This is a genomic window from Bradyrhizobium sp. 23 (assembly GCF_023073295.1).
Classification (GTDB): domain Bacteria; phylum Pseudomonadota; class Alphaproteobacteria; order Rhizobiales; family Xanthobacteraceae; genus Bradyrhizobium; species Bradyrhizobium canariense_D.
This window is the reverse complement of sequence record NZ_JADPJF010000054.1, coordinates 19,917-23,870: the sequence shown is the minus strand read 5'-3', so window position 1 is coordinate 23,870 and position 3,954 is coordinate 19,917. Positions and strand designations below refer to the sequence as shown.

Below are 3,954 nucleotides of genomic sequence, written 5' to 3'. Positions count from 1 at the left end.
CAGCGGCCGGCCGCCGATCAGCGGCTGGTCGGTGCGGCCGTCCGCATTGGTCACCGCGCGCGCTATCACGCGGCTCTCGCCGAGATTCGCGAGCTCGACCAGCTCGACCGGAATGCCCGGTGCGGGCTTGCCGGCGTGGTTGTCCAGCACGTGGGTCGAGAGCCGGCCGTGCACTTTCAGCTTGTCGTCAGCACTGACGAGCTGGTCCAGCCGCAGCGCAGCGATGCGGGAGATTTCCTCGAGCGCGCGGCGTGTCTCGGTCTTGGCAATGTTCTGCAGTCGCGACTCGAAGTCACGCAGAATGGAGTCCTTGGTGTGCCGGCGCGCACAGACGATATAGGGGATACCGAATTTTTCGCGATACGCATTGTTCGCCCGCTCGAAGGCCGCATATTCGGTGTCCGACAGACGGTCTAGACCAGCGCTGCTCTGCTCGGCAGTCGAGTCAGGCGTGAGTCCCGCTGCGCGCTGGGTCTTGTTCGCGAGGTCGGGATGCGCGCGTATCAACGCCAGCTGCACCTCGGGCTCAGCGCTAGCGATCGCCGCCTTGATCGCGTCGAGCAGTGAATTGATGCCGGCAAACGGACGGCGCGCCGCGGCTTCTTGGGCAATCCAAGGCGAGTACTCGACCACGTTTTCAAGTACGGCCACGAAATCGTCGAAGCTCGCGGCATTGAGATCAGACAAGGCGATCTGTGACATTGCTGCCCTATCCGATCTCGAAAGCATCGTCGGCAAGGCCCGCATGCTTGTCGTGCCAATGCTGGGCGATCTGCAATCGCGTCGGCACCCAGACGCGCTCGTGCTTGCCGATGTAGTCGAGGAAGCGGATCAGCCCCGCCGCGCGGCCGGGGCGACCGGCGAGACGACAGTGCAGGCCGACCGACATCATCTTCGGCGCGCTCTCGCCTTCGGCATAGAGCACGTCGAAGGCATCCTTCAGATAGGTGAAGAACTGCTCGCCTTCGGCAAAGCCTTGCGGATTGATGAAGCGCATGTCGTTGGCGTCGAGCGTATAGGGAATGACGAGCTGCTTACCGCTGGCGCCCTTGACCCAATAGGGCAGATCGTCGGCGTAGGAATCGCTGAGATAGAGGAAGCCGCCCTCCTCCATCAACAGACGGTTGGTGTTGATCGAGGAGCGCCCGGTGTACCAGCCGAGCGGCCGCGAGCCGGTCGCCGCGGTGTGGACGCGGATCGCTTCCGCGATCTCCGCGCGCTCCTGCGCCTCGGTCATGTCCTTGTGCTCGATCCACTTCAGGCTGTGGCTGGCGATGTCCCAGCCCGCTTCCTTCATGGCAGCTACGATTTCCGGATTGCGCTTCAGCGCTGTGGCGACGCCGAACACGGTAGTCGGCCACTTCCGCTCGCTGAACATCCGCCAGAGCCGCCAGAAGCCGGCGCGCGAGCCATATTCGAACATCGATTCGATATTGGCGTGGCGCTGGCCGGGCCAAGGCTGTGCGCCGAGCACGTCGGACAGAAACGCTTCCGAGGCCGGGTCGCCATGCAGGATGTTGTTTTCGCCGCCCTCCTCGAAATTGACGACGAACTGCACCGCGACCCGCGCGTTGCCGGGCCATTGCGGGTGCGGCGGGTTGCGGCCGTAACCGCGGAGATCGCGCGGGTAGCGGGCACCAGTCACTCAGACTTCCTCGAAGCGGATCGGCAGCGCGCCCTTCCACAGCACGCTCTTGCCGAGCGTCGCCAGATTCTCCAAGCCGGAGGTCAACGTGATGAAATGGTTGCCGGCGAGCTGGCCCATCTTGCTCGCGAAGTGCACGCCGCCATACGCCATCAGGATCTCGGTCTCGCTGATGCCGCCGGGATAGAGGATGATCTGGCCGGGCGCGGGATAGCTGGTGTGATTCTCGTAGCCCACACCGAAATCGAGGTCGCCGAGCGGCATCCACACCCCCTCGCCGCTCCAGCGCACGTGGATGATGTGGCTTTCGAACGGCAGCGCCTTGCGGAACGCGGCGACAGTCTTCGGGGCCGCTTGCTCCTCGAAACGAGCATCGAAGGTGAAGTCGCCGGCGCGGATAACGAGTTTGGTCATCTCATCTCTCTGGATCGGGGGCGGTGGCCCCACGGGGAATTTTCAGGCAAAGAGCACTCCGTCGGGCTTCGCGCAAGGGGCGCGGCCCGTTACCTGCGGTCGTAGGACCAGCCGAAAACGCCACTCCGCCGCGTCTCGGGCTCCGGCTCGGCGGCGGGCTGCGGCGCCTCCCTCAGTTCCGCCTGCGGCGACGGAGGCGGCACAGGCAAATTCTCGCATTTCATGGAGTAGACCAGCTTGCCGTCCGCGGTCCGCCCGATCGGCGCGCAGGGGTCCGGATGCGCCGCCGATGTTTTTGGGGTCAGCTTGACCTGCGCCACGGCCGGCGAGGCGATCAGCAGAAGGACCAGCAGATATTTCGACATCATTGTCGCCTGAAAACCAGATTTGGCCCATTGAACCGGATTGGAGCAGGCAAGTCCACCGGTGCCACCGGTCGCGATTGCCGAATATTTAGCCGAGGCTAGAAAATTGGCTCGCCCCAATGTGATGTCGCGAGCGGTGATATCGGCCGGGCGCGTCGCCATGTCAGCCGCGACGGCGACACACAAAACACACATCTCACAGCCGGGCGTCGTCACGGGAGAAAGAAACAATGCAAAAGACTTTCATCATTCTCGGCGCGACGCTGATTGCCGCCGCCGCCATCCAGACTGCCGCGGCGAACGACCGCCGTCATGTCCGCAAGGCGCAGCCCCATCCCATCACCCAGTCGGTGCGCGACTCCAACGCCGCGCTCTGGCCGTCGCAGCCGACCGGGCCCGACTGGTCCCGCTATTCCAACGGCGCGATGTCTGCACCAGCGGGACGGTGATGCCGGAAGCCTAGCGCGATCAGCGAAACTGCCTCCACATCGTCATTGCGAGGAGCTCTTGCGACGAAGCCATCCAGACATTTTCCACGGATGCATTTCTGGATCGCTCGCTGCGATCGCAATGACGGAGCAAAGGGCAGCATCGCCGTCCTCCAATTCAGGTTCAACTTGCAGACATGCCTTCGCGTCCTCGCGGCGCGTTTCGCCCGAGCTTTGCTTCGTCGCTTCACCCTCTTGTCCAAGAGGGCGCAGGGAAGGCCGGGTGCCGGCTGGCACCCGCGGTCCGCTGCGCGAAAAGCACACGCAGGAAAACCGCACAGCAGCATACAGGTGTAGCCAATCACTCGGCCTTCCCTGCGCGATGGTTGGACGGCTTATGCCGTGCTCTCCCGGGAGCCGAGTTCTCTTTGGCCTCCCTCGTCCTCGCAGAAGTCACCGGCACCGCGCCGGTTGACGCAGATGCCGCATCCGCCAGGGCTTGACCGTAGCAACGACGGCCAGGACCACACGGTTTTGCCGTACGCACGGCCCGCCATTTCGCCGCAGTTTTCCCAGCCCTGTCGACGGAGCCGGAAACTTACAGACGAGACGAAGCCTAGCAGCGCCGCTCGTCGGCACGCAGCCTTGGGCTCACGGAGAGCAATCCGCCCTGCCCTTGGCCTCTCGCACCCGAACGCTGCCGCGTCCACCGCAAGCCCGGCTCGCGAACATGACGACCACAAGATCGCCCCTCAAGGATGAGCCAGGATGGGCGACACATACGCCGTTTCCGAATTTCGGTAAAGCGGAATATTTTTTCTGGAGGGGATTGACGCGCCCGCGACACAGGTCGCGCAATGAGACGCCTCGCGCAGAAGCAACAAGGGGCGGTGCAAAACACCGCCCCTTGGCGAGAACGAGACTGCGGCGAGGACAGGCGCCTAATACGGCTGATAATAGCCACGCGGACCATAGTAGGGACCGCCGCCGTAATATCCCTGGCCGCCGTAGTAAGGACCGGGACCGTAATTATAGCGGTCCTCGTAGTACTCCTGGCGCCTGCTCTCTGCGATCGCGCCGCCGATCAGACCTGCCGCCACGC

General features: G+C 63.9%; 5 protein-coding genes. 1 reads left to right on the top strand and 4 read right to left on the bottom strand.

What is annotated here, in order from left to right:
* From uraD to IVB32_RS13255, 4 genes are all read right to left on the bottom strand, one after another.
* Positions 1-702, bottom strand: a 702-nt coding sequence (gene uraD / locus IVB32_RS13270; RefSeq protein ID WP_247410551.1) for a 2-oxo-4-hydroxy-4-carboxy-5-ureidoimidazoline decarboxylase, incomplete at its 3' end; no start/stop codon positions are given.
* Between the two features lie 7 nt (positions 703-709).
* Positions 710-1,645 (bottom strand): allantoinase PuuE, encoded by a 936-nt coding sequence (gene puuE, locus IVB32_RS13265; RefSeq protein ID WP_247375621.1) that lies wholly within the window; start codon positions 1,643-1,645, stop codon positions 710-712.
* Positions 1,646-2,059, bottom strand: coding sequence for a DUF3830 family protein (locus IVB32_RS13260; RefSeq protein WP_007601448.1), 414 nt, complete (start codon positions 2,057-2,059; stop codon positions 1,646-1,648).
* 89 nt (positions 2,060-2,148) lie between these two features.
* The gene (locus tag IVB32_RS13255) at positions 2,149-2,427 is read right to left on the bottom strand and encodes a hypothetical protein (protein ID WP_018456703.1); all 279 of its coding nucleotides are present in this window, start codon (positions 2,425-2,427) and stop codon (positions 2,149-2,151) included.
* A gap of 227 nt (positions 2,428-2,654) precedes the next feature.
* Here IVB32_RS13255 and IVB32_RS13250 point away from each other — a divergent pair, with 227 nt between their 5' ends.
* Entirely contained in the window at positions 2,655-2,873 is a 219-nt protein-coding gene (locus IVB32_RS13250) for a hypothetical protein (RefSeq protein ID WP_247410550.1), read from the top strand.
* Positions 2,874-3,954 lie beyond the last annotated feature (1,081 nt).

Bases quoted from the DNA above. Each gene is read 5' to 3' on its own strand.
- IVB32_RS13250 (WP_247410550.1), top strand. From the start codon at position 2,655: ATGCAAAAGACTTTCATCATTCTCGGCGCGACGCTGATTGCCGCCGCC.
- IVB32_RS13260 (WP_007601448.1), bottom strand. From the start codon at position 2,059: ATGACCAAACTCGTTATCCGCGCCGGCGACTTCACCTTCGATGCTCGT.
- IVB32_RS13255 (WP_018456703.1), bottom strand. From the start codon at position 2,427: ATGATGTCGAAATATCTGCTGGTCCTTCTGCTGATCGCCTCGCCGGCC.